The organism is Paraburkholderia bengalensis, from assembly GCF_037126505.1.
GTDB lineage: Bacteria > Pseudomonadota > Gammaproteobacteria > Burkholderiales > Burkholderiaceae > Paraburkholderia > Paraburkholderia bengalensis.
This window is the reverse complement of sequence record NZ_JACFYJ010000222.1, coordinates 1-2,452: the sequence shown is the minus strand read 5'-3', so window position 1 is coordinate 2,452 and position 2,452 is coordinate 1. Positions and strand designations below refer to the sequence as shown.

At 70.5% G+C, this 2,452-nt stretch carries 1 protein-coding gene and 1 pseudogene; both read left to right on the top strand.

The genetic code is table 11. The annotated features are described in order from the left end of the window. Window positions 1-101: 101 nt before the first annotated feature. Window positions 102-491 (top strand): annotated as a pseudogene (locus tag H3V53_RS42765) (transcriptional regulator); the annotation flags it as partial. Between the two features lie 152 nt (window positions 492-643). Further along, window positions 644-2,452, top strand: a 1,809-nt coding sequence (locus tag H3V53_RS42760) for a DUF6600 domain-containing protein (RefSeq protein WP_336602981.1), incomplete at its 3' end; no start/stop codon positions are given.

Below are 2,452 nucleotides of genomic sequence, written 5' to 3'. Positions count from 1 at the left end.
TCGCTTCGATTTCGACGACCAGCGTACCCAGCACGTTGATGCCGAAAGACTGGCGGCTTTGCCGGTATTCGGGGTAGCGCGCCATCGGCGTCGAGATGTCGCGCCCGGCGCGCACCGTGCCCGTCGACATGCGCTATGCGCGCACCTGCTACGACCATATGGCGGGCGAACTGGCCGTGCGCGTCTACGAAAAGCTCGTCGACGGCGGTCTGCTGACGGCCCACGGCGACGCGCTGGACGCGACGCCCGACGGCTCGGCGCTGCTCGCCGACTGGGGCATCGACGTCGCGCAGCAGCGCACACGCCGCCGCCGCTTTGCCTGCACCTGTCCAGACTGGAGCGAGCGGCGTCCGCATCTGGGCGGCGCGCTCGGCGCGGCGCTGCTGGAATCATGGTCGCAGCGCGGCTGGGTCGAGCGCACCGACCGGCCGCGCATCCTCCGCGTGACGCCCGCTGGCCATCGTCAATTCGACGCATTTCTCCTCCACTGACGCACGCTTGGCCGGCGATGCGCAGCGCGACAACTTTTGTTACAGCGCCGTCGCAGTGGCTTACAAATGAGAGGGCCTTGAAACAGGCCCCGCAGGTAGAGTGATTCCACCCGGCGTCGCGTTGCGCGGCGTCCGATGGAGCGACGACAACCATGAACACATCACTCACCACACCCGGCCCGACATCCCCGCAGTCCGCATCCCGCCGTGCTTCGCTCGTGACGCTCGCCATTGCGGGCGCACTGGCTGCGTTGGCGTTGCAGCCGGCGTGGGCGCAGCAGCCGAATGACCCGCAGTCCGCGCAATCGGCGGCGGACGGCGATCCACCCAGCCGTGTCGCGCGGCTCAACTACATGGCGGGCACGGTCACGACGGAGCCGGCGGGCGCGTCCGACTGGTCGTACGCGCAGGTCAACCGGCCGCTCACCACGGGCGACCAGCTGTGGAACGACAAAGGCGCGCGCTCCGAACTGCACGTCGGCTCGACGGCTGTCCGCATGGGCGGACAGACCAGCCTCGACATCCTCAACCTCGACGACAACAGCACGCAGCTGAAAGTCGCGCAAGGCACGCTGTCGACGCGCGTGCGCGCGATCGCGCCCGGCACGTCGTATGAGATCGATACACCCAACGTTGCGCTCGGCATCAACGGCCCCGGCGACTATCGCGTGGACGTCGCGCCGGACGGCAGCGCGACGACCGTCGCCGTGCGCAGCGGCAGCGCGACCGTCTACGGCGACAATGGCCAGGTGCCCGTCGCGGCCGGGCAGCAGATCACGTTCACGGGCACGAGCCTGCAGCAGACGGCCGACAGCCGCGTGGCCGGTCCCGACGCGTTCGACGAGTGGGCGGCAGGCCGCGACGCCGCCGAGGACCGGTCGGTATCCGCACGCTACGTGTCGCGTGAAATGCCCGGCTATCAGGATCTCGATGCGAACGGCACGTGGCGCAGCACGCCGCAATACGGCGACGTGTGGGTGCCGAGCCAGGAGCCGCAGGGCTGGGCGCCGTACCGCAACGGCCACTGGATCTGGCAGGCGCCGTGGGGCTGGACATGGGTCGACGATGCGCCGTGGGGCTTCGCGCCGTACCACTATGGCCGCTGGGCTTATGTCGACGATGCGTGGGCCTGGGTGCCGGGGCAGGCGGTCGCCAGCGAGCCCGCCTATGCGCCCGCCCTCGTTGCCTTCGTCGGCGATGGCGGCGATGGCGGCGGCGACTGGGGCGTGAATCTCGCCGTCGGCGGTGTGGCGGCAGCGGGTCTTGCATGGTTCGCGCTCGGGCCGGGCGAGCCGTGGCATCCGCATTGGGGGCACGACTGGAGCCCACGCTATTACCAGCGCGTGAACAACACGGTGATCGTCAACAACCGCGTCGACATCCATAACAACTTCCACAACACCTACCTCAACTACGGCAGGCCGGGCGCCGTGACGGCAATGCCCGCGACGGCCTTCGTCCGTGGACAGCCGACCAACCGCTTCGCCCATCCCGCCGATCCCGCTCAATGGCGCAACGCCCGCTTCAGTGCGGGCGCACCGGGCATCGCGCCCGTCAAGCAGAGCTTCGGACCGGGCATGCGCAACACCGCTTACCGGCCGCCCGCAAACGTGATGGCGCGGCCCGTCGTCGGTACGCGCGAGCCGGGCGTACCGGCGGCATATCACGACCGCCTCGCGCAACACTTCGCGCAGGGCGGCCATGGACGCGTGCCGGGCGCGGGCGAGCCGTTCGTGCGCACGGCCGTGCCGGCGCACTTCGGCGGACAGACGCTCGGCGGCAACGAGCCCGTCGCGAATGTGCGCCTGGTGCGCTCGCATGCGCCGGGGCAGACGGCGGATGTTCGCGGTGCTCCAGGTGGTCCGGGTGCCCCCGGCGGTCAGCGGCCCGGCGGCAGCGCGGCGCCTCAGGTCGACGCACAGCAGCACGGCGTGCCGGGGCAGCCGCAGCACGGCTTTGCG